A 23,395-nucleotide genomic window follows, 5' to 3' on the forward strand; every position below is an offset into this window, starting at 1 on the left:
GGCGCCGTTTCGATTGAAGACTTCGATCGGAGGTGGTGCCGGGAGGCCGCGTCTAGCGGGCGAGCCAGCCGCCATCGACGGGAAGCACGGTCCCGTGCACATAGTCGGAGGCGGGAGAGGCAAGAAACACGGCAGCGCCGCCGATCTCCTCTGGCTTTCCCCAATGACCCGCCGGAATACGCGCCAGGATGGCGGCATTCCGGTCAGGGTCGTCGCGCAACGCCTCGGTATTGTTGGTGGAGAGGTAGCCGGGGGCGATGGCATTCACGTTGATGCCTTTCGCCGCCCATTCGCAGGCCAGCAGGCGCGTCAGGCCCGCAAGCCCGCTCTTCGACGCCGTATAGGAAGGAATACGGATCCCGCCCTGAAAGGACAGGAGTGAGGCAATGTTGATGATCTTTCCCATCATGTCCGATGCGACAAGCCGGCGGGCAAACGCCTGGGACAGGAAGAAGACGCTCTTCAGATTGATATCCATCACCGCATCCCAGTCTTCCTCGGTAAAGTCGAGCGCGTCCGCGCGGCGGATGATCCCGGCATTGTTGATGAGGATATCGGCTTGGCTTGCCCATGAGGTTGTCTCGTCGAGAATGCGCTCGATCGGCTCGAGCGTGGAAAGATCGGCTGAAATCGAAAGGCTCAGCCCGCCTGCCTCGCTGATCAGGGCCTCAGTCTCCGCCATGGAAGAGCGGCCCACCAGGGCAACCTTCGCTCCTGCGCTGGAAAGTGCGAGGGCGATTGCCTGTCCAAGCCCGGTATTGGCGCCGGTGACGATTGCCGTCTTGCCGGTCAGGTCGAACGAAACAGGCATGCACATCTCCTCCCAAACGAAAACCGCCGGGCACTGGGCCCGGCGGTTTCGTAACATTCCTGACGCGATGCTTAAAGCGTACGCGTGATGTGTTCGACGCGGAAGCACTCGATCGTGTCTCCGGCGCGGATGTCTTCGTAGTTCTCGAAGGCCATGCCGCATTCCTGACCCATCGGCACTTCGGAGACTTCGTCCTTGAAGCGCTTGAGCGTCTTGAGCTTGCCTTCGTGGATGACGACGTTGTCGCGAACGAGACGTACGCCTGCACCACGTTCGACCTTGCCTTCGACGACACGGCAACCGGCAACCTTGCCGACCTTGGTGATGTTGAACACCTCCAGGATCTCGGCATTGCCGAGGAAGGTTTCGCGGCGTTCCGGCGACAGCAGGCCCGACATCGCCGCCTTCACGTCATCCACCAGATCGTAGATGATGTTGTAGTAGCGGATGTCGATGCCGTTGCGCTCGGCAACGGTACGAGCCTGTGCGTTGGCACGGACGTTGAAGCCGATGATCGCGGCGTCAGATGCCTCGGCAAGCGAGATATCCGATTCCGTGATCGCGCCTGCACCCGAATGAACGATGCGGGCACGCACCTCGTCGGTGCCGAGCTTGTCGAGCGACGCGATGATCGCTTCGACCGAACCCTGCACGTCACCCTTGATGACCAGCGGGAATTCCTTGAAGCCGGTATCCTGCAGCTTGCTCATCATCTGCTCAAGCGAACCGCGCTGGCCGGACTGGCGTGCAACGGCCTTGTCGCGTGCCAGACGCTGGCGATATTCGGAAATCTCGCGGGCGCGGGCTTCGTTTTCGACGACGGCGAAGCGGTCACCCGCAGCCGGCGTGCCGGAAAGACCGAGGACCTCGACCGGGGTAGCCGGACCGGCTTCCTTGACGTGATCACCCTTGTCGGTGACGAGGGCGCGAACGCGGCCCCACTGGTCGCCGGCAACGATGATCTGACCCGGCTTCAGCGTACCCTTTTGAACGAGCACGGTCGCTACCGCACCGCGGCCACGGTCGAGCTGGGCTTCGATCACGGTACCTTCGGCGGTACGGGTCGGATCGGCCTTCAAGTCGAGGATTTCGGCCTGCAGCAGGACGGCTTCGAGCAGTTTGTCGAGGTTCGTCTTGTTCTTGGCCGACACTTCGACGTCGAGCACTTCACCGCCGAGCGATTCAACGAAGACTTCGTGCTGCAGAAGCTGCTGACGGACCTTGTCCGGCTTGGCTTCGTGCTTGTCGATCTTGTTGATCGCCACGATGATCGGAACACCGGCCGCCTTGGCGTGGTTGATCGATTCGATCGTCTGCGGCATCACGCTGTCGTCGGCCGCAACCACCAGGATCGCGATATCCGTCGCCTGCGCACCACGGGCACGCATGGCCGTGAAGGCGGCGTGGCCGGGGGTGTCGATGAAGGTGATCTTCTGGCCGTTCTGCTCGACCTGATAGGCACCGATATGCTGGGTAATGCCACCGGCTTCGCCAGAGACGACATTCGCCTGACGGATGGCGTCGAGCAGCGATGTCTTGCCGTGGTCGACGTGACCCATGATCGTGACGACCGGAGGACGGGATACCATTTCGCCGGCATCGTCGGCCTTGTCGAAGATGCCTTCTTCGACGTCGGATTCAGAGACGCGCTTGACGGTATGGCCGAATTCGGATGCGATGAGTTCTGCAAGGTCGGCGTCGATGACGTCGCCCGGCTTCATCATCTGGCCTTCCTTCATCAGGTACTTGATGACGTCGACGGCGCGTTCGGACATACGCTGCGACAGTTCCTGAATGGTGATGGTTTCCGGCAGGATGACTTCGCGGATGACCTTTTCACGGGTTTCCTGAACCTGGCTGCGGCGGAACTTTTCCTGGCGACGGCGCATGGCGGCCATCGAGCGGCCACGGTTGTTACCGTCGTCGTCCGTGCTGGCAGCGGTGATCGTCAGCTTGCCCTGGCGGCGGCCCTCATCGCCCTTCGGGCGTGCCGGCGGCTTGGCAGGGGTGGGGGCGGCCACGCGGCCACGGCCCGGCGCACCGGGACCACCACTGCGGGACGGTCCGCGATCGTCGTCATCGTCACCGCGACGGCCGCGAGCGGCACCCGGCTGTGCAGCAGGTGCTGCGGCGCCCGGACGGGGAGACTGCGGACGGGCATCCTGCGGGCGTCCAGCCGGAGCAGGCGCACGGTCGACGGTCCGCTCGGCGGCGGCCGGAGCGGCTTCTGCGACAACCGGTTCGGGTTCCGGCTCGGGAGCGGGCTCGGCGGCGCGGCGCGCGGCTTCTGCCGCTTCCTCGGCCTTGCGGCGCTCTTCTTCTGCCTGGCGGCGCGCTTCATCTTCGGCGCGCTGCTTGGCTTCGATCACGTCACGGGCCTGGGCTTCCATCAGCGCACGGCGACGGGCTTCCATTTCTCCTGCGGAGAGGTCGTGGAGCACGTTCGGACGCTGTGGCTGGCGGTTCTGCGGCGACTGCTGCGGACGCTGACCCTGCGGGGATCCCGGACGCTGGCCCTGCTGCGGAGCGGGGCGCTGGCCCTGCGGCGCAGGTTGGTGAACGCGCGGTTGTGGAGCTGCGGCCTGCGGGCGCGGCTGCTGCGGCGCTGCGGCTGGCTGGGCAGCCTCTACGGGGCGCGGAGCCGCCGGGGCGGCAGCTGCGGGCGTGGCAATCGGCGTAATCGGCTTTTCATCCTGGGGTCGCGTCGGGCGGCGCTTCACCGTCTCGACGACGACCGCCTTGGTGCGGCCGCGACCCATGTCCTGGCGTACGGTACCCTGGGTCACGCCTGATGGTCTCAGGGAGAGGGTTTTCTTTACGCCCAGTGTCTTGTCGTCGTTATTATCGGTCATTCCGTTCCTGTTCCTTCGTACAGGAACAGATGGAAGCCATCAGAACCTGTCGTTCACTACGTACAAATCGATCTGCGTCCGGCTAGAGCCGGTGACCGCGTCATTGTTTCGGCATGTCAGCGACACCCTTTGTCTGGGACAGACCGCCCTTGCGGTACTGTTCAAGTAGGTTTGCGCGCTTCACTACACCCTCACCCGCCTGCCCTGCAAGCGCGCAAGCATGGATAAAAGCATTCTCGCCCATCACTTCGTCCAATTCTGCCCCCGTGAGGAGCAAAAAGGCCGGAATGTCTTCTTCGAGCTCGTTGCCGAGCTTCCAGGCCTTGCGGGCCTGGTCTATCTTTCTCACGCTGTCCGCTGCAGCGTCCGAGGCATGGAAGACGCCGATGGCGGCTCCCGACCGGACGGCTGCATCCACTTTCATCGCGCCCGACACGAACTGGCCCGCTTTACGCGCCATGTTCATCATGCCGGCGAGATCTGCCACCAGCAGGCGGTCGACGAGAGCGCCGAGATCATCTGCCGGTTTCGTCTCGCTTTTGAAGGCGCGCGAAAACAGCTTCTTCTTGACCGCCCGGTCGACGAGTTCTCGCTCGGCGCGTATCCAGCATCCCCTTCCGGGAAGCTGCCGCTTCAAATCCGGTGCCACGCTCCCATCGGGAGCGCGGACGAACCGGATCAGCGCCTCGGGGCTGGTCGCCTCGCGGGTGACGATGCAGGTGCGGTCGTTCACGACAAAATCGTCCGGCCACTGATCATCTGCATCATCCACCTGGTTGCCGTCCGCGATCATTCCTGATCGGCGGCGACGGCCTCCTCTTCGGCCTCAGCCTGTTCCTTCGCGAGGTCTTCCTCAGTGATCCAGCCTGCCAGCAGGCGGGCCTGAACGATCATGTTCTCGGCTTCGACGCGGGAAACGTCGAACTTCGAGAACGTGCCCTCGAACTTCTTGGTCTCGCCGTCCTTGCGCTCCGACCAGCCGACGAGATCGTCGGCTGCGCAGCCGGCGAAGTCTTCGACCGTCTTGATGCCTTCTTCGCCGAGCGCGACCAGCATCTGGGCGGTCAGGCCGTCGATCTGCTTCAGCTCGTCCTGAACGCCGAGCTCGATGCGCTTGGCGTCGTTCTCGGCTTCGATCCGCTCCAGGTATTCGCGGGCGCGTGTCTGGATCTCGTTGGCCGTATCTTCGTCGAAGCCCTCGATCGAGGAGATTTCGTCGAGATCGGTATAGGCGAGTTCCTCAACCTGGGCGAAGCCTTCCGAGGCAAGCACCTGGCCGATCATCTCGTCGACGTCGAGCGCTTCCATGAACAGGTTGGTGCGCTCGTTGAATTCCTTCTGACGGCGTTCCGACTCTTCGGCTTCCGTCATGATGTCGATATCCCAGCCGGTCAGCTGCGAAGCGAGGCGAACGTTCTGACCGCGGCGGCCGATGGCGAGCGAAAGCTGCTCGTCCGGAACCACGACTTCGATGCGTTCCGCGTCTTCGTCGAGAACGACCTTGGCGACTTCAGCCGGCTGCAGGGCGTTGACGATGAACGATGCCGGATCTTGGCTCCACGGAATGATGTCGATCTTTTCGCCCTGAAGCTCGCCGACAACCGCCTGAACGCGCGAACCACGCATACCGACGCAGGCACCGACCGGATCGATCGACGAGATCGTTCGAGATGACGGCGATCTTGGCGCGCGAACCCGGGTCACGGGCAACCGACTTGATCTGGATGATGCCGTCGTAGATTTCCGGAACTTCCATGGTGAACAGCTTCACCATGAACTGCGGATGGGTACGCGACAGGAAGATTTGCGGGCCGCGCTGTTCGCGACGGACATCATATACGTATGCACGGACGCGATCGCCATAGCGCATGTTCTCGCGCGGGATCATTTCGTCGCGACGGATGATGCCTTCGCCACGGCCAAGGTCGACGATGACGTTGCCGTATTCGACGCGCTTGACGGTACCGTTGACGATTTCGCCGACGCGGTCCTTGAATTCGTCGAACTGGCGGTCACGCTCGGCTTCGCGCACCTTCTGCACGATGACCTGCTTGGCGGACTGGGCGGCGATACGACCGAAATCCATCGGCGGCAACGGATCGGCTATGAAGTCACCGATCTTGGCGTCGACATTGCGGTCGCGGGCAAGAGCCAGCGGGATCTGCGTGCCGTAATCCTCGGCATGCTCGACGACTTCCAGAAGACGCTGCAGGCGGATTTCGCCGGTCTTGGAATTGATGTCGGCGCGGATGTTGGTTTCCGAGCCGTAGCGCGAGCGGGCGGCCTTCTGGATGGCGTCGGCCATCGCAGCCAGCACGATCTCGCGGTCGATGACCTTTTCGCGGGCTACAGCATCTGCGATCTGCAGAAGTTCAAGCCGGTTTGCGCTCACTGCCATTGTCGTAGGTCTCCGTCATTCGCATGATTGCGAGGGGTGCGTCTCGGCACCGGGTTTGTCTTGTTACTCTTCGGTTTCGTCTTCGTCGTTCTGGTTCGCGGCCTGCTGCTTGGCCATCTTGTCGGCCTTCAGCGCGTCGCGGATCAGATCGTCGGTCAGGATCAGCTTGCCCTCGGAAAGCGCCGAGAACGGGATCGTCACGCGCGGTTCCTCGCCATAGGCGACCTGATCGCGCTCGAGGGTGAAACCTTCTTCGTTGACGTCGGCGATCTTGCCGCGGAACCGCTTGCGGTTGTCGATCATGATCGACGTCTCGCATTTTACCAGATGGCCGGTCCAGCGGGCAAAATCCGACTTGCGCACCATAGGCCGGTCGATGCCGGGCGACGACACTTCGAGATGATACTCGCGATCGATCGGATCTTCCACATCAAGAACCGGTGAGATGGCGACCGACACGGCCTCGCAGCCTTCGACATCCATCGTGCCGTCGTTGCGCTCGGCCATGATCTGCAGGGTCATGCCGTTCTGGTTCAGCATGCGTACACGGACCAGCCGGTAGTCCATTGCGGTCAATACCGGCTCGATGATCTCGGCGATCCTCAGGTCGAGTCCAGTCTCGACGATGAGACGCGGCTCGTGGTCTGTCTGCTGCATAAGCTCTCCGGTTCATTTCCCGCCAAAGGGCGCGGGATGAAGCGATCGCCTAACAAAAAAGAGCGGGTCCGGGAGGGCCCACTCTTCATCGGACGATCAAGAATATGGGCTCCATATACGCCCTCGGACCTGCAATTGCAAGACTGGACCATTTCTGCCCCATCTGCGCTGGATTTACCCATCCCGGGGTCTATAACCGATCGGGAAGACAAGAATAAGAAACGAGGGAGAGATCGTGCCGGAAAGAATAGCAACACTCGCGCCGTTCAAGAACGAGACCTTCCGCACGATATGGATCGCGAGCCTTGCATCGAATTTCGGCGGCCTCATCCAGGCCGTCGGCGCCGCCTGGATGATGACCTCGATCTCGAGCTCCCAGGACATGGTGGCCCTGGTCCAGGCGTCGACCGCGCTGCCGATCATGCTGTTCTCTCTGATCGCCGGCGCGCTCGCCGACAATTTCAACCGCCGCAGCCTGATGCTCGCTGCCCAGGCCTTCATGCTGGTCGTCTCGATCACGCTGACGGTCTTTGCCTATCTGGGCCTGCTGACGCCCTGGCTGCTTCTGCTTTTCACCTTTCTGATCGGCTGTGGTGTGGCGCTCAACAACCCGTCCTGGCAGGCCTCGGTCGGCGATATCGTCTCTCGCGAGATGCTGCCGCAGGCGGTGACGCTGAACAGCGTCGGCTTCAACATCACCCGAAGCGTCGGCCCGGCCATTGGTGGCGCGATCGTCGCTGCTGCCGGAGCGGCTGCCGCCTTTGCCGTCAATGCCGCAAGCTATGTGGCTCTCATGTACGCGCTCCTGCGCTGGAAGCCGGAGCGCCGGGACGACACCCTGCCGCGTGAAACCCTGCTCAGAGCGCTCTCCGCCGGCCTCGGCTATGTCTCCATGTCGCCGAATATTCTGAACGTGCTCTGTCGCGGCCTGCTTTTCGGCCTGTCGGCAAGTGCGATCCTTGCGTTGCTGCCGATCGTGGCACGCGATCTCGTCGTCGGCGGGCCGCTGACCTATGGTGTCATGCTCGGAGCCTTCGGGATCGGAGCAGTCGGCGGGGCGATGGCCAATGCCAGGCTGCGCGAGGCATTGTCGAGCGAAGGGGTGGTGCGGCTCTCCTTCATCGGCTTTGCGGCAAGCGCTGCCGTGATCGCACTCAGCCGCGACACGGCGCTGACCGCCCTCGTTCTTCTCATCCCGGGTGCCTGTTGGGTTCTGGCGCTTTCACTGTTCAATACGACAGTACAGCTTTCCGCGCCTCGCTGGGTCGTCGGGCGCGCTCTGTCCTTCTACCAGACGGCGGTCTTCGGCGGCATCGCCGTCGGCAGCTGGATCTGGGGCGTAGCGGCCGAGACATTCGGCGTTTCTGTCTCCTCAGTCTTGCAAGCCTCGCGATGCTCGTCGGCGCTGCCGCCGGCCTTCGCGCGCCGCTGCCGCAATTCGCCGATGTGGATCTCAGCCCCTCAACCGCTTCAACGAGCCTATGTTGCGTTTGGATCTCCAGCCGCGAAGCGGACCGATCGTGCTGCAGATCGACTACGAGATCGGCGAGGCGGATATTCCCGAATTCCTGGCGCTGATGTCCCGTCGTCGCCGGGTGAGGATCCGCGACGGCGCCCGCCAATGGGCTTTGATGCGCGATTTAGAACATCCCGATATCTGGACTGAGAGTTACCACACCGCCACCTGGGCCGATTACGTCCGGCATAACCGGCGGCGTCTACAGATCGATGCCGAGATCTGGGACGCGATCCGCAAGCTTCATAGGGGCGAGGAGGGGCCGCGTGTTCACCGCATGATCGAACGCCAGACGATTCCTCCAAAGAGCGACATCTTTCACAAGCATCATGTGGATCTGCATTGAGGGTGGGTGACGTGAAAGCTCTCTCTTGTAATTTCTGACACTTAGCTGCGCTAAGATGTCGAAATTGCTTTCTCTCCGCAAGGGGAGAGATGGGCGTGCCGCTAGCTCGGCGCCTTACCTCCCCTTGGCGGGGAGGAGGAAAATCAGCATCTCAGCTGAAAGCTAAGTGCTGGATTTTTCAGGTGAGGGGGTATCTCGGGTGCCGCAAACCCTACCGCAGCTTCGCCTTCAACGAAGCATCCGGATAACATGTCGGCGAAATCCCGGCCTTCGCCTGCCAGTCGCCGAGTGAGCGGCGGGTCTTGAAGCCCGGCAACCCGTCGACATTGCCGACATCGTAGCCTTTCGCCACCAGAGCCTTCTGCATGGCAAGTACGTCGGAGCGCAGCATTTTGCCGACATCGCCCCACTTTGCCTGAAACGGGCCTGCCCCATAGGCGATGCGGTCGGCGAGATTGCCGATGAACAGCGCGTAGAGGTCGGAATTGTTATATTCCTTGAGCACGTAGAAATTCGGCGTGACGATGAATTCCGGCCCGTTGCGTCCGGCGGGAAGCAGCATCATGCCATCGGCCCTCAGTTCCGAAGACGGAAAATCCTTGCCGGAAATGCGCGTGATGCCCGTCGATGCCCAGGCGGAAATCGGCTTGGCGAGATCCGGCCCTTCCTGGGCGCAGCTGACGTTGGCGGGAATCGATGCTTCGAAGCCCCAATCGCGGCCGCGCTGCCAACCTTCCTTCTGAAGATAGTGGGCGATGGACGCGAGCAGAATCCGGCACGGAATTCCAGATGTCCGGATGCCCGTCCTTGTCGAAGTCGACGGCATATTTGAGATAGCTCGTCGGCATGAATTGCGGCTGGCCGAGCGCGCCGGCCCAGGAGCCTTTCATCGCCGAAGCGCTGACATCGCCGCGCTCGATCATGGTGAGCGCCGCGATCAGCTCCTCACGGAACATCGGCTTGCGGGTCGACATGAAGGCCTTGGTCGCCAGCACTTCGATCGCGGAATAAGGCAGCCGCGCCTTGCCGAAGCCGGATTCTCGGCCCCAGATGGCGACGATGATTTCGCCCGGCACGCCATAGGCCGCCTCGATGCGCTTCAGCGTTGCGGCATGGGTGGAAGCGAGACCGCGGCCGGTGGCGGCAAGGCCCTGCAGCCGCTTCTCGGAAAAATAGGCGCCGGGGAGGAGAATTCCGCCTGGCTCTGGTCCTGCTGCTTCGGCGGCTTGGAACCCGGCGGCACAAGATCAGGCAGGTCCCAGTTCAGCGTCACACCCTTGAAGGCAGCGTCGATCGTGCGGGCCGAGACACCCGCCTTGCGGGCTTCCGCAGAAAGATCGCTGGCGATCCACCGCTGGAACTGCCGCTCGACGTCCGGCTTGTTCTGGGCGAGTGCGGGGATGGGGAGGAGGGCGAGGAGTACAGCGAACAGGACTTTTGCTGTTTGCGCAGGCAAGCCCCCATCTGCCCTGCCGGGCATCTCCCCCACAGGTGGGGAGATCACAAGTGGCCGAACCTTCGTCCTCCAAGATCCCTTATCATTGGCAGACACGCTGCATTGGATCGGTGAGCCCGCGCCCAGCTGATCTCCCTCCTTGTGGGGGAGATGGCCGGCAGGCCAGAGGGGGTGAACTTGCGCATCCGTTGCCTCCTGAGATCAGATCGCCGTCCGCGCTCGCAGCGCCGCCGTTAGCGTGCCCTCGTCGAGATAATCGAGTTCGCCGCCTACCGGCACGCCATGGGCGAGGCGGGTGATCTTGACGTCGAAATCGGAGAGCTGGTCGGTGATGTAATGGGCCGTGGTCTGGCCCTCGACGGTGGCGTTGACTGCGATGATGATTTCCTTGACGGTCCCCTCGTTCACCCGGTCGATCAGCGAGCGGATGTTGAGGTCGTCCGGTCCGACGCCATCGAGCGGCGACAGCGTGCCGCCGAGAACGTGATAGGCGGCGTTCATCGCGCCGGCACGCTCCAGCGCCCAGAGGTCGGAAACATCCTCGCAGATGATCAGCATGGAATGGTCGCGGCGGATATCGGTACAGACGGTGCAGGGATCGGACGTATCGACATTGCCGCAGCGCGAGCAGATCTTCACCTTGTCATAGGCCTCGCCCATCGCATGCGACAGCGGGCCGAGCAGCTGATCCTTCTTCTTGATCAGATGCAGTGCCGCCCGCCGCGCGGATCGCGGCCCGAGGCCCGGGACCTTTGCCAGGAGCTGGATGAGTTTTTCGATTTCGGGGCCGGTGACTCGCTTTGCCATGTTCTCCCTTTAGCCCATATGTCGGGCAAACGGAAACGCCGCAGGACACTTGGCCGATGAAACTTCTCGCGATCTGCACGGGCAGCCCGGAACGCCTGCCGGGCAAGGGTTTTAAGACCGGCATCTATAAGACGTCGGTCAATGCCGGCATGATGATCGACGAGCTCGGCCTTGTCGGCGATGCTGTCTGCAACAAAAAACACCATGGCGGACCCGACCAGGCAATCCTGCTCGAAGGCGCGCTGACACTGGATTGGTGGGCTGCCGAGCTAGCTCGCGACGTTCCTTTCGGCACCTTCGGCGAAAACCTCGTGATCGACGGGCTCGACAACCGGGATGTCGCGGTGGGCGACCGCTTTCACATCGGCGAGGTGATCCTGGAGGCGACCTGTCCGCGGTCGCCTTGCAATACGCTCGCGACCCGTATGGACGACCGGCAATTCGCCAAGCGCTTTCTCAGGGCCGCGCGTCCTGGCATCTATTGCCGGGTCATTCGGCAGGGGATGGTTTCGCCGGGGGATCCCGTCGACCACGAGCCCTATGCCGGTGAACGCCTCCTGCTTCCCGAACTTTTGTCGACGCTGGAGCGAAGACCGTCCGATCGCGAAAGGGCTCGCTTTCTCGCTGCGCCGATCGCGACGCGTTGGCGGGCGAACTTCGAAGGGGTCACGCAACCGGAGCGCTAAAGCGTGACGTAGGCGGCACATATAGGTCTAAAAAGGAAATCGTAACGAAAGCGTGAGACTTGATGATATTGTCTGTTCTCGATCAGGCCATATACCGCATAGCGTGATGTGGAGACGGAGTATTTGATGAGTATTGTGAAGCGCTTTCCTGTTGGTCTTTACTCCGGCGTGCTGTTGCTTCACGTGACCACGGCAACCGCAGTCTTTGCCCAGGAACCCAGTGCCGATCAATCGGTCTTCGGTTTCGGTGGCGCCATGGTCGATGGCGACATGGCGGAGGCGGCCAATCCTTTCGGCGTCGGCTACGAGAACCATCCGATCTTCGGTATCGGCTACCAGTTCTTCCCTTACAGCGTCGGTGATTTCAAGTTTGGCCTCGAAGCCGGTCTCGCCGGTCGATTCCACGGCAACACCAATGCCGAGATATGGGGCGGCGTGGTCGGCAGATATGAGGGCATCGAGATCGCCAACACGATCCGCATCATTCCCTCCTTCACCTTCGGCATCAGCCACGTCACCGAGACAATGGACGGCCGCGAGAAGAAGAACGAGCAGGAGCGCGACGGCGATGCCAGCACGCTCTTCTATCTCGGTCCCGAACTGAGCTTCAGCTCGGTTTCGCGCCCGGAACTGGAAGTCTTCTGGCGCCTGCACCACCGCTCCGGCGCCTGGGGCACGCTCGGCGACATGCATGGCGGATCGAACGCCAACGTCATCGGCATTCGCTACAACTTCTAAAGCTGGATTTATCGCGCCGCGATTGCCGCGGCAGCACCCGCCATGGTGCCGGCGGAAATCCGGTTGGCCATCCTCACCGCACGCGGGCTTTTCAGGAATTGCCGCGCCTTGGCCGCAAGCGTCATCCAGACGATGTCGACGGCGGCAAGCACGATGAGCATCGCGGCGATCAGTTCCAGCCAGCCAGTCAGCGTCACGCCGTTGAGATCGATGATCGACGGCAGCAGCGCCACATAGAACATCATGATCTTCGGATTGCCGAGCGTCACCGTCAGGCCGGCGAAGAACATTTTTACCGCTGATCGGCTCTCCGGCAGGTCGCCGTCGGTGCCGCCCGGCTCGGCGAACCACATCTTCCAGGCGAGATAGAGCAGATAGGCGACGCCTGCCCACTTGATGGCAACGAAGATGACATGGAAGCTTTCTGCAATCGCCGAAAGACCGGCGACGGCAAACGAAAGCCAAACGGCCTCGCCCACCCACATTGCGAGAACGAAAGGCATCACGTCACGATAGCCCTTGGACAAAACGCGTGAGACGAGCGCGGCGATGCTGGGACCGGGCGATCCGGCCGCCACGAAAAGTGCTGCGGCGAATACCAGTACGGATGTCAACGTCACCGGAACCTCCCGTTCCTCTTTGCGGCCCGCGCTCTCCGCAGGTCTCGCTACCCCCTCTGGCCTGCCGGCCATCTCCCCCACAAGGGGAGAACACTTGTGGCTCCCGCTCGGTCAACCACACCTCGGCGGTCCGGCCAGGTTAAGCCCCTCCCCTTGTGGGGAGGGGACTTGCCAACGCGGCCTGATATAATTCCGACCGTTGAAATGTAAAACTCAGAACGGCAGCTTCATGCCGGGCGGAATCGGCAGGCCGGCGGTGAGCTCCTTGGTCTTTTCGGCGGTGATCTGTTCGGCCCGGTCCTTGGCCGACTTGTGGGCGGCGACGATCAGGTCTTCGAGGATCTCGACATCGTCTTCCTTGAACAGCGACGGATCGAGCTTCAGGCCGAGCATCTCGCCCTTGCCGTTCAGCTTGACGGTCACGAGGCCGCCGCCGGCCGTGCCTTCGACTTCGAGAGCGGCGATCTCCGCCTGCATCGTCTCCATCTTGGCCTGCATTTCCTTGACCTTGCCCATCATGCCCATGATGTCGCGCATCGGTATGTCCTCTCTATTGCCTTATATCTCTATGTCGTCGCCGGGCAGGATATCGCCCTCGTCGGATTCCGCGATCGCCGGTGCCGGCGCGTCCTCGGCGTCATTGTCGTCCTCTTCCGTCGCGCGGATGCGGACGTCGGTGATCTTGGCACCGGGAAACTGCGCCAGGATCGCCATGATATCGGGATCGGAGCGGGCATCGGTCAGCCGCGCCTCGCGGGCGCTGGCATCGGCCTCCACCAGTGTCGGCTCGCCTTCTTCCTTGCTGAGCGAGACGACCCAGTGAATTCCCGTCCATTCTTTCAGCTTGACGCCGAGCTCGCCGGGCAGCGTGCCCGGTCCGCCTTCGGTCATGCGGATGTCGAGGCGGCCCACCTCGATCTTCACCAGCCGGACGAAATTGCGCACCAGCGCCTTCAGCCTCGGATCGCGGTTCTTGGTGCAGAGATCGACGATATCGTGCATGGAGCGCACGGCAACTGTCGGCTCGGGCTTCTCGGCGGCGCGTTGTTCGATACGGCCGACCGGCATTTCGCGCGGCGCCGCGTCGGGCACGGCTCTCAGCATCGCAGTCGGCCCGCCGGACGGCATGCGCTGTCCGCCCATCTCGATGCCGCGGGCGCTGACGGCGCTCGGGCCCTGACCCATCGGCGCGCCGCGTCCGTTGCCGCTGCCGTTCGGCATGCCATTCGGTGCGCCGTCGCCATTGGCGAAATCGGCTAGCCTGCGGGCCGCATCTTCCGGCGAGGGAAGCGAAGCGGCATGGGCAAGCCGGATCAGAACCATTTCGGCAGCCCCGGCGGGCCGCGACGAGGCTTCCGCTTCCGGAATGCCCTTGAGCAGCATCTGCCAGATGCGCGACAGCGCGCTGACCGCAACGTTTTCGGAAAACTCCTGGCCGCGTACCCGCTCTACTTCGCTCAGCGAAGGATCGTTGGCGGCGTCGGGAATGAACTTGAAGCGGGTGACGAGATGGGTGAAGTCGGCAAGATCGGTCAGCACCACGACCGGATTGGCACCGGCCTCGTATTGCGCGGTAAATTCGGAAAGTGCCGCCGTCACGTCGCCCTTTACCACATGCTCGAACAGGTCGACGATGCGGGCGCGGTCGGCAAGGCCCAGCATGCCGCGCACGGTTTCGGCGAGCACGCTGCCGCCGCCATGGGCAATCGATTGGTCGAGCAGCGACAGGCCGTCACGCGCCGAACCTTCCGCGGCACGCGCGATCATCGCCAGCGCTTCCGATTCGGCCGGAATGCCCTCCTTTTCCAGAATGGTGGAAAACAGGCCGACGAGGTCGGCGGCGCTGATCCGGCGCAGGTCGAAGCGCTGGCAGCGGGAGAGGACGGTGATCGGAACCTTGCGGATTTCGGTCGTCGCGAAGATGAATTTCACATGCTCCGGCGGCTCTTCGAGCGTCTTCAACAGGCCGTTGAAGGCCTGTGTCGAGAGCATGTGCACTTCGTCGATGATATAGACCTTGTAGCGCGCCGAAACCGGGCGGTAGCGCACCTGCTCGATGATCTCTCTTATATCGTCGATACCGGTATGGGAGGCGGCGTCCATCTCGATCACGTCGACATGGCGACCTTCCATGATCGCCTGGCAATGTTCGCCGGGGATGCGAAGGTCGATTGTCGGACGGTCGATCTCGGGTGTCTTGTAGTTCAGCGCGCGGGCAAGAATGCGGGCGGTCGTCGTCTTGCCCACCCCGCGCACGCCGGTCAGCATATAGGCCTGGGCGATACGACCCGTCTCGAACGCGTTTGTCAGCGTGCGGACCATCGGCTCCTGGCCGACCATCAGGTCGGAGAAATCCTTCGGACGATATTTGCGGGCGAGCACCCGGTAGGCGCTGCCGGCCGAAGCCGACGAGGAAGGAGTGGAGGATGTCGGCCCGCTGTCGCTCATAAGGTCCTGACTATAGGCCGTCCGGCCGCCTGTACGGGCCATTCCGGCGGCCGAGGCGATCTTGACCGGTCCGGGTGTTGACCAAGATGAGAAGGTGGGAGGCTGGCACGGCGACCCGTGCCTGGCTCGTTAGGGCTGCTTCCTTCCGGACCTGACCCGGTTGGCGAGTGGCTCGTCCACCACCAACCTCCCGCCGCACATATCGGCAATAATGCTTCCAAATGCAAGCCAACACTGTAAAAAACTATCATTAGAAAAATGACAGCAAACGAAAATGCCGGGAGGAACACTTGAGTGAATTTGAAATGGACGCCCGGCTCGCCAGGGATACCGAACTGGTGGCAAGCCTTGGCCTCTGCCAGCTTCGGATCATGAAGGACGCCCGCTGGCCCTGGTTCATGCTGGTGCCGCAGCGCAATGCCGTGAGCGAGGTCTTCGAGCTGAAGCCGCTCGACCAGGCGCTTTTGACCTTCGAGACCAACATGGTCGCCGAGGCGCTCAAGAAGACGACGGGTGCGGAAAAGATCAACGTCGCCGCCATCGGCAACATCGTCCGTCAGTTGCATGTACATATCGTCGCCCGCTCCGAAGGCGATCCGAACTGGCCCGGACCGATCTGGGGCTTCGGCCAGTCCGAAGCCTATGACGACGCGCAAAAGCAGGCCCTCATCAACCGGCTGACGGAAAATCTAGCATCATGACAAAAGACCTTTTCGCATCGGATGTGCCCCATCCGGAACCGAGCAGCCTGACCGCATTCGCCGGCAACATGCTCGATCGGCGGGCCGAATACCGGGCAGATGACTGCGTCGAGAAGGCGCTCGCGGTGGAAGGCACCCATATCCTCGCCTTTGCCGGTGCAAAGCTCATCCTCAAGCATGACGGCCAGATCCTCGATCCACTGTTTGCGGCCTACGAACTGGCCGAGCTGCAGCCGGATTTCGACAATGCGGTGCTCCTCGGCTACCGCGACAATGGCGAACCACGGATCGCCGTGCCGGTCATAGTCCCGGCCGAGGAATTGGCGAGCCACTACAAGCCGACCGATGCCCGCGCGCTCTACCGCGAGGCTCTGATCGATGCCGAGCTGCAGGGCGAGGTGGCGCAGGCCGTTTCGCTCCTGACCTGGAACGCCGCCAACCGCTTCTGCGGCAAGTGCGGCTCAACGACGGAAATGCATATCGGCGGCTACAAGCGCGTCTGCACGAAGTGCCAGCACATGATGTTTCCGCGCACCGATCCGGTGGTGATCATGCTGACGGTGGATGTCGAAACCGACCGCTGCCTGCTCGGCCGCAGCCATCATTTCCAGGAGGGCATGTATTCCTGCCTTGCCGGCTTCGTCGAGCCTGGCGAAACGATCGAAAGTGCGGTCCGCCGCGAGACGGTCGAGGAATCCGGCATCGAGATCGGCCGGGTGCGCTATCACGCGTCCCAGCCGTGGCCGATGCCCCATTCGCTAATGATCGGCTGCTATTCGGAAGCGACATCGACCGAGATCACCATCGACCCCCAGGAAATGTCCGATGTCCGCTGGTTTTCCCGCGACGAGGTCCGCGCCATGCTGGACGCCGGCCCGGAGGTAAAACCGTTCGGCCCGGCCAAGGGCGCGATCGCCTATAGGCTGATGAGGGATTGGCTGGATTGGCAGCGCTGAGCGCTGCCAGATCTGCATTTAGCCGTTCTGCAGCGTCCCGCGCATCGGATGGCCCTTGTAGCTGCCGAGGATACGGACCTTTTCGGAGAAGAAGCGCAGTTCCTCCAGCGCCCGGCGCACCGGCGCGTCGTCGGGATGGCCTTCGATATCGGCATAGAACTGCGTCGCGATGAACTTGCCGCCGAGCTGGTAGCTTTCGAGCTTGGTCATGTTGATGCCGTTGGTCGCAAAGCCGCCCATCGCCTTGTAGAGCGCGGCGGGAATGTTGCGGACGTTGAACACGAAGGTCGTGACGATGACGTCGTCGGGATTGTTCCGCTGCACCCATTTCTCGTCGCGCGACAGCACGACGAAACGGGTCACGTTGTTTTCCGTGTCCTCGACATTCTCGGCCAGGATGTCGAGCTTGTAGAGATCGGCGGCAAGGCGCGGCGCAAGCGCCGCCATCGAGCGGTCGCCCTTTTCCGCCACCATCTTGGCCGCCCCCGCCGTATCGCCGGCAACGACTGCCTTCCAGCCGTTCGAACGAATGATCTTGCGGCACTGGCCGAGCGCGTGGATGTGGCTGTGCACGGTGCGGATCTCGTCATGGGTGACGCCCGGCAGCACCATCAGCTGGAAACGGATCGGCATGAAATATTCGCCGATGATGTGCAGCCGCGATTCCGGCAGCAGGTAGTGAATGTCGGCGACACGGCCCGCGATCGTGTTCTCGATCGGGATCATCGCCAGGTCTGCTTCGCCGCTTTCCAGCGCCTGGAAGGCGTCCTCGAAGGTCGGGCAGGGCAGGGGCTCCATGTCCGGAAACATGTCGCGGCACGCCATGTCGGAATTTGCACCATAGTCGCCCTGGAAAGCGATGCGATTGGTCAGCGTGGTCATGGAACTACCTGTTACGACTGGCGTGAAGAAAGGATGGCGCGGGCCTTTTCAAGATCGGCCGGCGTGTCGACGCCGAGCGGCACCGAATTGACGATCTCCGCGTCGATCCGCATGCCCGCCTCAAGCGCTCTCAACTGCTCGAGGCTTTCGCGCCTTTCGAGCACGGAAGGACCGAGCGTGACGAATTTTTCGAGCGCCGCGCGGCGATAGGCGTAAAGACCGATATGATGATAGAGCGGGCCGTTGCCGTAAGGCGCGGTGGCGCGGGTGAAATAGAGCGCCTTCAGGCGCGTGTCGGACATCGGCGAACCGACGATCTTGACCACATTCGGATTGGTCTTCTCGTGCTCGTCGGTGATCTCGACGGTCAGCGTGGCGATGTCGGTCGAGGCGCTGTCGAGAAGCGGGCGCAGCGACGCGCGAACCGCCTCGGGCTCGATCGTCGGCAGGTCGCCCTGGACGTTGATCACATACTCCGCCTTCGCGTCAGGGTCGGCCTTGGTCAGCGCCTCGAAAATGCGGTCGGAGCCGGACTGGTGGTCGACCCGCGTCATGACGACATCGAAGCCGGCGGCCTCGACGACATCGAAGACCTCTTGATCGTCGACGGCGACGACGACACGGCCGACCTTGGCCTCCTCGGCGCGCTTCGCCACCTGAACGATCATCGGCAGGCCGGCAATATCCGCGAGCGGCTTACCGGGCAGGCGGGTCGAGGCCATGCGCGCGGGGATCATCACCAAAGTTTTCTCGAGGGTGGAGGCAGTCATCGCAGGCCTTCTATTCCAGCGCGAGCAGTGTCAAAACGTCTCACGCATAGCATTTGGTTACGTGTTGCAAGGACCCTGCAAAAGACATAGCTTTTGCGCGATTGCAAGATGGTCGCCTGAACCAATGGTTGGTGCGGCGGGTTGGGAGGAGCCCTGGAATGAACCCTTATGTCAACATGACGGTAGGCGCGTTGCTTGCCACGGTTTTCGTGATGATGTCCGTCTCGATTGCCTCGGAAGGCATTTTTCATTCGCCTGCTCCTGAAAAGGAAGGGTTCGCCATCGTCGCCGCTGAGGAGCCGGCCGGTGGGGAAGCCGGGGCGGAAGCGGCTCCCGCTGCCGTTCCGGTCGGTCAGCTGATGGCCGGTGCCGATGCCGCGGCCGGCGCAACTGTCTTCAAGAAGTGTCAAAGCTGTCATTCGATCGAGAAGGAGGGCCCAACAAGGTCGGGCCTGACCTCTGGGGTCTCGTCAACCGTCCGATCGCCACCCATGAGGGCTTTTCCTATTCCGCCGCCATGAAGGACTTTTCCAAGGGTGGCCAGGAAACCTGGACCTTCGATCACCTGAACCACTTCCTGGCCGGTCCGAAGGCCTATGTGAAGGGAACGGCGATGGGCTTTGCCGGTATCAAAAACGACAAGGAGCGCGCCAACCTTCTCGCCTATATCCGCGAACAGGCCGACAGCCCGGCTCCGCTGCCGGATCCGAACGCGCCGGCACCGGCGACGAACTGATTGACGGCCACAAGGCCTGAATGAAAACGCCCGGCTTTGCCGGGCGTTTTTCGTTTTCAGTTTCTATGTAAATACCCAGGCCCAGAAGCTGACCGAGGCCACGCCGAAGGCGGTGGTGATGCTGATCACCGAGGCGGCAAGGCTCTGGCCGGAGCGGAAGCGCTGGGCGATCAGCCAGGCATTGATGCCGGTCGGAACGGATGAGGTGAGAACCAGCGCCGCGGCCCAGTCGCGCGGCAGATCAAGCGCCCAGCTCGCGGCAAAGACGGCGGCGGGCATCAGCAGGAGCTTCAGCACGGTCACGCTCGAGGATAGGCCCAGATCGCCCTTGATCGGATAGCGGGTCAGCGCCATGCCGATCGAGACCAGCGCGGCAGGGCTGGCCGAGGCCGCGATCTGGTCGACGACCATGCCGACCGGCGCGTTCATCGTCAGGCCGGAAAGGTTGAAGACGAGGCCGGCGGTCAGGGCAATGACGAGCGGGTTGCGCAAGAGGTTGGATCCGACCTGCTTCAATACGGCGCCAACCGAGCGCGCCGCCGTACCGTCGACTTTGGCGGACGCGCCTTCCATCAGGACTGTGCCGACGATCATCATGATCGGCAGGTGGATCGCCAGCAGGATCGAGATTGCAACGAGGCCTTCCTGTCCCACGATGTGGGAGACGAGCGGCAGGCCGATGAAGACGTTGTTGGCGAAGCTGCCGGACATGCCGGCAATGACGGCGATCTTGGCGTCGCGCTTGAAGATGTGGCGAGCGACGAGATGCCCGGCCGTCCAGGTGATGGCGACGCCGATGAAATAGGCCGACCACAGGCGAAAGGGCGAAACGCCCTCGAAATGAGCCGTCGCCAGCGTTCGGAAGATCAGCATCGGAACGGCGATCTTGAACACAAATTCTCCCAGCGCATCGCCCGTCTCCGCTTTCAGCAGGCCGGACTTGGCGGCAAGCCAGCCGACGAGAATGAGAATGAAGACGGGAAGGACGTTTGCGAGAACTGTAGACACGGGGAGACCTTGGGCGAGGGGGTTCCCATGCGTTTAGCGCATAAGTTCCCTTGCAACAAATGCGCCCTGCGCAACTGTGCCGTGAACTATGTTATTGCGGGGGAGATTTTCTGATAGACACCCGGCGGTCAGCCGCCAGTACATCCGTGACAGCCAACCAAACCGGATGGCGGTAGATATATTGGCTTGTCATGACGTCCGCGTGACATCCTACCCCATAAGGTCGCTTTTCTGCGCAATCGATATTTTCCCTTCCATTGCAAGGAAAACGTCACTACCGATGACGCAATTGCGAAATAAAAGGATGAAGCCTGAATGCCAAAGTTCGACGTGCTCGCGATCGGCAATGCGATTGTCGATATTCTCGCCCGCTGTGATGACAAGTTCCTTGAGGACAATGCGATCATAAAAGGGGCGATGAACCTCATCGATGCCGAGCGCGCCGAACTACTTTATTCGAAGATGGGCCCGGCGGTGGAAGCTTCCGGCGGATCGGCCGGCAATACCGCGGCCGGCATTGCCGGCTTCGGCGGCAAGGCAGCCTATTTCGGCAAGGTCGCCGAAGATCAGCTGGGCGGCATCTTCCAGCACGATATCCGCGCCCAGGGCGTCCATTACCAGACCAAGCCCGAGGGCCAGAACCCGCCGACCGCCCGCTCGATGATCTTCGTCACGCCGGATGGCGAGCGTTCGATGAACACCTATCTCGGTGCCTGCGTCGAACTCGGTCCCGAGCATGTCGAGCCTGAAGTCGTCGCCGAAGCAAAGGTCACCTATTTCGAAGGCTATCTGTGGGATCCGCCGCGTGCCAAGGAAGCGATCCGCGAGGCCGCCCGCATCGCCCATGAAAACGGCCGCGAAGTGTCCATGACGCTCTCCGACCCGTTCTGCGTCGGCCGCTACCGCGCCGAATTTCTCGACCTGATGCGCTCAGGCACGGTCGACATCGTCTTCGCCAACAAGCAGGAACTGCTGTCGCTCTACGAGACGGAAGATTTCGAACTGGCACTCGGCAAGATCGCGGTCGATTGCAAGCTGGCTGCCGTCACGCTTTCGGAAGAGGGCGCGATGATCGTTCGCGGCAAGGAGCGGGTGAAGATCGATGCGTCCCCGATCGAGGAGCTGGTCGACACGACCGGTGCCGGCGATCTTTTCGCCTCGGGCTTCCTCTTCGGCTACACGCAGGATCGTTCGCTGGAAGATTGCGGCAAGCTCGGCTGCTTGGCAGCCGGGATCGTGATCCAGCAGATCGGCCCGCGTCCTATGGCGTCGCTGAAGGAAGCGGCTGCCGAAGCCGGCCTTATTTAAAGGCTTCGCCCGGGTAGACGCCCCAGACCTCTGCCTGGGCGACCCAGCCCTCGGTGCCATTCGTCTCCGCATGGCACCAGTCGCCGTTGCATTCCTGGATATTGAGCTGAACGCCGGGCTGCAGCTTGGCGATGACGTTGCTGGAGCTCTGTGGGTCCCGGCGCATACTGACGTAGACGTCGTCGCCCTTGCCGCGCATCCACGGAGCGGCGACGGCGGTTCTTTCGCCGGAAAGTAGGGCCTGGTTCACCCAGCCTTCGGTGCCTTCCGCATCGCGAACCCGGCGCCAGTTGTCATATTCCTGGATGATTTCCATCGGCGTCCCGGACTTCATGTACATCCAGGAAACCGCATAGTCCGTGCTCGGGCCGATGCGGATATTGACCTTTTTCGATTTCAGGCTGACGAATCGCGGCAGCGGCAGGCCACTCGGTCCCTTGGCCGCGCCCTGTGCATAGACAGGTGCGATAGCCGAGAGCGCGGCAATGGCCGGGAAGCAGATGATGGTGAGAATGATGATGGCGAGGCGGCGCATGGGCGAAGATCCGGGCTGATATTCCTGAAGCCGTGCCGCCAGATCTCCGCGAGGTTTTAATTGTCTTCGCCGATTGGTCTGGTAGAACGCCCAAGGGATAGATCGACTATCGCGCGACTTGGTTAACGACTTGCTAAAAGCTCCGGTTCGGATTGATGACGGCGAAGAAAAGACCCAAGGTTTACATTACCCGCAAACTGCCCGATGCCGTCGAGACACGCATGCGGGAGCTGTTCGATGCCGAGCTCAATATCGATGATCGGCCGCGTTCGCGCGAGGAACTGGCAGCCGCCATGGCCACGGCCGACGTCCTCGTGCCGACCGTCACCGACCGCATCGACGCGACGCTGATCGCCGGGGCCGGGCCGCAGCTCAAACTGATCGCCTGCTTCTCCAACGGAACCGATCATGTCGATATCGATGCGGCGGCGGAGAAAGGCATCACGGTCACCAATACGCCGAACGTGCTGACCGAGGACACGGCCGACATGACGATGGCGCTGATCCTTGCCGTCAACCGTCGGCTGGCGGAGGGCTCGCGTATCCTCACCGACAATCCCGGCGAATGGGCCGGATGGGCCCCGACCTGGATGCTCGGGCGGCGCATATGGGGCAAGCGCATTGGCATTGTCGGCATGGGTCGCATCGGCACGGCGGTCGCGCGGCGCGCCAAGGCTTTCGGCCTGTCGATCCACTATCACAACCGCAAGCGCGCCAATCCGGCGACCGAAGAAGAGCTTGAGGCCACCTATTGGGACAGTCTGGACCAGATGCTGGCGCGGGTCGACGTCGTCTCGGTCAACTGCCCGTCGACGCCCGCGACCTATCATCTTCTCTCGGCCCGAAGGCTGGCTCTGATGCAGCCGACATCGATCATCGTCAACACGTCTCGCGGCGACATCATCGACGAGGCAGCGATGATCAAGCTGCTGCAGGAAGACAAGATCGCCGGCGCCGGCCTCGACGTCTATCAGAACGAGCCGGCAGTCAATCCGAAGCTCATCAAGCTCGCCAATCAGGGCCGGGTGGTGCTTTTGCCGCATATGGGCTCGGCGACGATCGAAGGCCGTATCGACATGGGTGACAAGGTGATCATCAACATCCGCACTCTTTTTGACGGTCACCGCCCGCCGAACCGCGTTCTTCCGGGCCGCAACTGACCGC

Annotated in this window: 18 protein-coding genes, 1 other RNA gene and 4 pseudogenes; 8 read left to right on the top strand and 15 right to left on the bottom strand. The window is 62.3% G+C overall.

The features are described from left to right. Positions 1–52: 52 nt before the first annotated feature. From kduD to rimP, 5 genes and pseudogenes are all read right to left on the bottom strand, one after another. Positions 53–811 (bottom strand): 2-dehydro-3-deoxy-D-gluconate 5-dehydrogenase KduD, encoded by a 759-nt coding sequence (gene kduD, locus N7E02_RS16140; protein ID WP_286583201.1) that lies wholly within the window; start codon positions 809–811, stop codon positions 53–55. A gap of 71 nt (positions 812–882) precedes the next feature. Beyond that, positions 883–3,663: a translation initiation factor IF-2 gene (gene infB, locus N7E02_RS16145; RefSeq protein WP_286583202.1), complete on the bottom strand. Its 2,781-nt coding sequence runs from the start codon at positions 3,661–3,663 to the stop codon at positions 883–885. Positions 3,664–3,763: 100 nt separating this feature from the next. Next, positions 3,764–4,456, bottom strand: coding sequence for an RNA-binding protein (locus tag N7E02_RS16150; protein WP_286583204.1), 693 nt, complete (start codon positions 4,454–4,456; stop codon positions 3,764–3,766). Then, a pseudogene (gene nusA / locus N7E02_RS16155) lies at positions 4,453–6,061 on the bottom strand (transcription termination factor NusA). Before nusA ends, N7E02_RS16150 begins: the two are co-directional and overlap by 4 nt. 63 nt (positions 6,062–6,124) lie before the next feature. Further along, complete coding sequence (gene rimP / locus N7E02_RS16160; RefSeq protein WP_286583205.1) at positions 6,125–6,718, bottom strand: ribosome maturation factor RimP; 594 nt, start codon at positions 6,716–6,718, stop codon at positions 6,125–6,127. 235 nt (positions 6,719–6,953) lie between these two features. On the opposite strand from rimP, the pseudogene N7E02_RS16165 reads away from it, so the two are divergent. Continuing rightward, positions 6,954–8,580 (top strand): annotated as a pseudogene (locus N7E02_RS16165) (MFS transporter). A gap of 211 nt (positions 8,581–8,791) precedes the next feature. Here the strand turns inward: N7E02_RS16165 and N7E02_RS16170 are convergent. Both N7E02_RS16170 and recR read right to left on the bottom strand, forming a co-directional pair. Further along, a pseudogene (locus N7E02_RS16170) lies at positions 8,792–10,060 on the bottom strand (lytic murein transglycosylase). A gap of 177 nt (positions 10,061–10,237) precedes the next feature. Further along, complete coding sequence (gene recR / locus N7E02_RS16175; protein WP_286583208.1) at positions 10,238–10,843, bottom strand: recombination mediator RecR; 606 nt, start codon at positions 10,841–10,843, stop codon at positions 10,238–10,240. A gap of 56 nt (positions 10,844–10,899) precedes the next feature. Here recR and N7E02_RS16180 point away from each other — a divergent pair, with 56 nt between their 5' ends. Together N7E02_RS16180 and N7E02_RS16185 are read left to right on the top strand one after the other, a co-directional pair. After that, positions 10,900–11,529, top strand: a complete 630-nt coding sequence (locus tag N7E02_RS16180) for an MOSC domain-containing protein (protein ID WP_286583211.1) — start codon at positions 10,900–10,902, stop codon at positions 11,527–11,529. Positions 11,530–11,655: 126 nt separating this feature from the next. Beyond that, positions 11,656–12,267 carry a hypothetical protein gene (locus tag N7E02_RS16185; RefSeq protein ID WP_286583213.1) on the top strand — a complete coding sequence of 204 codons (612 nt, stop codon included), beginning with the start codon at positions 11,656–11,658 and terminating at the stop codon, positions 12,265–12,267. 8 nt (positions 12,268–12,275) lie between these two features. Here the strand turns inward: N7E02_RS16185 and N7E02_RS16190 are convergent, their stop codons facing one another. From N7E02_RS16190 to ffs, 4 genes are all read right to left on the bottom strand, one after another. Next, complete coding sequence (locus tag N7E02_RS16190; RefSeq protein ID WP_286583214.1) at positions 12,276–12,887, bottom strand: LysE family translocator; 612 nt, start codon at positions 12,885–12,887, stop codon at positions 12,276–12,278. A 213-nt stretch (positions 12,888–13,100) separates the two neighbouring features. Beyond that, the gene (locus tag N7E02_RS16195; protein WP_286583216.1) at positions 13,101–13,424 is read right to left on the bottom strand and encodes a YbaB/EbfC family nucleoid-associated protein; all 324 of its coding nucleotides are present in this window, start codon (positions 13,422–13,424) and stop codon (positions 13,101–13,103) included. A gap of 21 nt (positions 13,425–13,445) precedes the next feature. Further along, positions 13,446–15,335, bottom strand: a complete 1,890-nt coding sequence (locus tag N7E02_RS16200; RefSeq protein WP_286583869.1) for a DNA polymerase III subunit gamma/tau — start codon at positions 15,333–15,335, stop codon at positions 13,446–13,448. 94 nt (positions 15,336–15,429) lie between these two features. Further along, positions 15,430–15,526: signal recognition particle sRNA small type (gene ffs / locus N7E02_RS16205), an RNA gene on the bottom strand. Between the two features lie 99 nt (positions 15,527–15,625). Between ffs and N7E02_RS16210 the strand changes: the two genes are divergently transcribed. Next, positions 15,626–16,036: an HIT family protein gene (locus N7E02_RS16210; RefSeq protein WP_286583218.1), complete on the top strand. Its 411-nt coding sequence runs from the start codon at positions 15,626–15,628 to the stop codon at positions 16,034–16,036. Further along, positions 16,033–16,992, top strand: coding sequence for an NAD(+) diphosphatase (gene nudC, locus N7E02_RS16215; protein WP_286583221.1), 960 nt, complete (start codon positions 16,033–16,035; stop codon positions 16,990–16,992). Before N7E02_RS16210 ends, nudC begins: the two co-directional genes overlap by 4 nt. An 18-nt stretch (positions 16,993–17,010) precedes the next feature. On the opposite strand, the gene N7E02_RS16220 is transcribed toward nudC, so the two are convergent. Then, a complete protein-coding gene (locus N7E02_RS16220) occupies positions 17,011–17,874 on the bottom strand; it encodes a prephenate dehydratase (RefSeq protein ID WP_286583223.1) in 864 nt (287 codons plus the stop codon). An 11-nt stretch (positions 17,875–17,885) separates the two neighbouring features. Then, positions 17,886–18,644 carry a 3-deoxy-manno-octulosonate cytidylyltransferase gene (locus N7E02_RS16225; RefSeq protein WP_286583224.1) on the bottom strand — a complete coding sequence of 253 codons (759 nt, stop codon included), beginning with the start codon at positions 18,642–18,644 and terminating at the stop codon, positions 17,886–17,888. A 158-nt stretch (positions 18,645–18,802) separates the two neighbouring features. Here N7E02_RS16225 and N7E02_RS16230 point away from each other — a divergent pair. Then, positions 18,803–19,380: pseudogene (locus N7E02_RS16230) on the top strand (c-type cytochrome). Positions 19,381–19,443: 63 nt separating this feature from the next. On the opposite strand, the gene N7E02_RS16235 reads toward N7E02_RS16230, so the two are convergent. Next, on the bottom strand, positions 19,444–20,388 hold the full coding sequence (locus tag N7E02_RS16235) for an AEC family transporter (RefSeq protein ID WP_286583226.1): 945 nt from the start codon (positions 20,386–20,388) through the stop codon (positions 19,444–19,446). A gap of 315 nt (positions 20,389–20,703) precedes the next feature. On the opposite strand from N7E02_RS16235, the gene N7E02_RS16240 reads away from it, so the two are divergent. Continuing rightward, on the top strand, positions 20,704–21,696 hold the full coding sequence (locus tag N7E02_RS16240) for an adenosine kinase (protein ID WP_286583227.1): 993 nt from the start codon (positions 20,704–20,706) through the stop codon (positions 21,694–21,696). Here the strand turns inward: N7E02_RS16240 and N7E02_RS16245 are convergent. Then, positions 21,689–22,231 carry an SH3 domain-containing protein gene (locus tag N7E02_RS16245; protein ID WP_286583228.1) on the bottom strand — a complete coding sequence of 181 codons (543 nt, stop codon included), beginning with the start codon at positions 22,229–22,231 and terminating at the stop codon, positions 21,689–21,691. The genes N7E02_RS16240 and N7E02_RS16245 overlap by 8 nt on opposite strands. 155 nt (positions 22,232–22,386) lie before the next feature. Between N7E02_RS16245 and N7E02_RS16250 the strand changes: the two genes are divergently transcribed. After that, on the top strand, positions 22,387–23,391 hold the full coding sequence (locus N7E02_RS16250) for a 2-hydroxyacid dehydrogenase (protein ID WP_286583229.1): 1,005 nt from the start codon (positions 22,387–22,389) through the stop codon (positions 23,389–23,391). Positions 23,392–23,395: the final 4 nt, after the last annotated feature.

The organism is Terrirhizobium terrae (assembly GCF_030323265.1).
Taxonomy (GTDB): Bacteria; Pseudomonadota; Alphaproteobacteria; order Rhizobiales; family Rhizobiaceae; genus Neorhizobium.

Coding starts and splice junctions, on each gene's coding strand:
- kduD (WP_286583201.1), bottom strand. CDS start 811: ATGCCTGTTTCGTTCGACCTGACCGGCAAGACGGCAATCGTCACCGGC.
- infB (WP_286583202.1), bottom strand. CDS start 3,663: ATGACCGATAATAACGACGACAAGACACTGGGCGTAAAGAAAACCCTC.
- N7E02_RS16150 (WP_286583204.1), bottom strand. CDS start 4,456: ATGATCGCGGACGGCAACCAGGTGGATGATGCAGATGATCAGTGGCCG.
- rimP (WP_286583205.1), bottom strand. CDS start 6,718: ATGCAGCAGACAGACCACGAGCCGCGTCTCATCGTCGAGACTGGACTC.
- recR (WP_286583208.1), bottom strand. CDS start 10,843: ATGGCAAAGCGAGTCACCGGCCCCGAAATCGAAAAACTCATCCAGCTC.
- N7E02_RS16180 (WP_286583211.1), top strand. CDS start 10,900: ATGAAACTTCTCGCGATCTGCACGGGCAGCCCGGAACGCCTGCCGGGC.
- N7E02_RS16185 (WP_286583213.1), top strand. CDS start 11,656: ATGAGTATTGTGAAGCGCTTTCCTGTTGGTCTTTACTCCGGCGTGCTG.
- N7E02_RS16195 (WP_286583216.1), bottom strand. CDS start 13,424: ATGCGCGACATCATGGGCATGATGGGCAAGGTCAAGGAAATGCAGGCC.
- N7E02_RS16200 (WP_286583869.1), bottom strand. CDS start 15,335: ATGAGCGACAGCGGGCCGACATCCTCCACTCCTTCCTCGTCGGCTTCG.
- nudC (WP_286583221.1), top strand. CDS start 16,033: ATGACAAAAGACCTTTTCGCATCGGATGTGCCCCATCCGGAACCGAGC.
- N7E02_RS16220 (WP_286583223.1), bottom strand. CDS start 17,874: ATGACCACGCTGACCAATCGCATCGCTTTCCAGGGCGACTATGGTGCA.
- N7E02_RS16225 (WP_286583224.1), bottom strand. CDS start 18,644: ATGACTGCCTCCACCCTCGAGAAAACTTTGGTGATGATCCCCGCGCGC.
- N7E02_RS16240 (WP_286583227.1), top strand. CDS start 20,704: ATGCCAAAGTTCGACGTGCTCGCGATCGGCAATGCGATTGTCGATATT.
- N7E02_RS16245 (WP_286583228.1), bottom strand. CDS start 22,231: ATGCGCCGCCTCGCCATCATCATTCTCACCATCATCTGCTTCCCGGCC.
- N7E02_RS16250 (WP_286583229.1), top strand. CDS start 22,387: ATGACGGCGAAGAAAAGACCCAAGGTTTACATTACCCGCAAACTGCCC.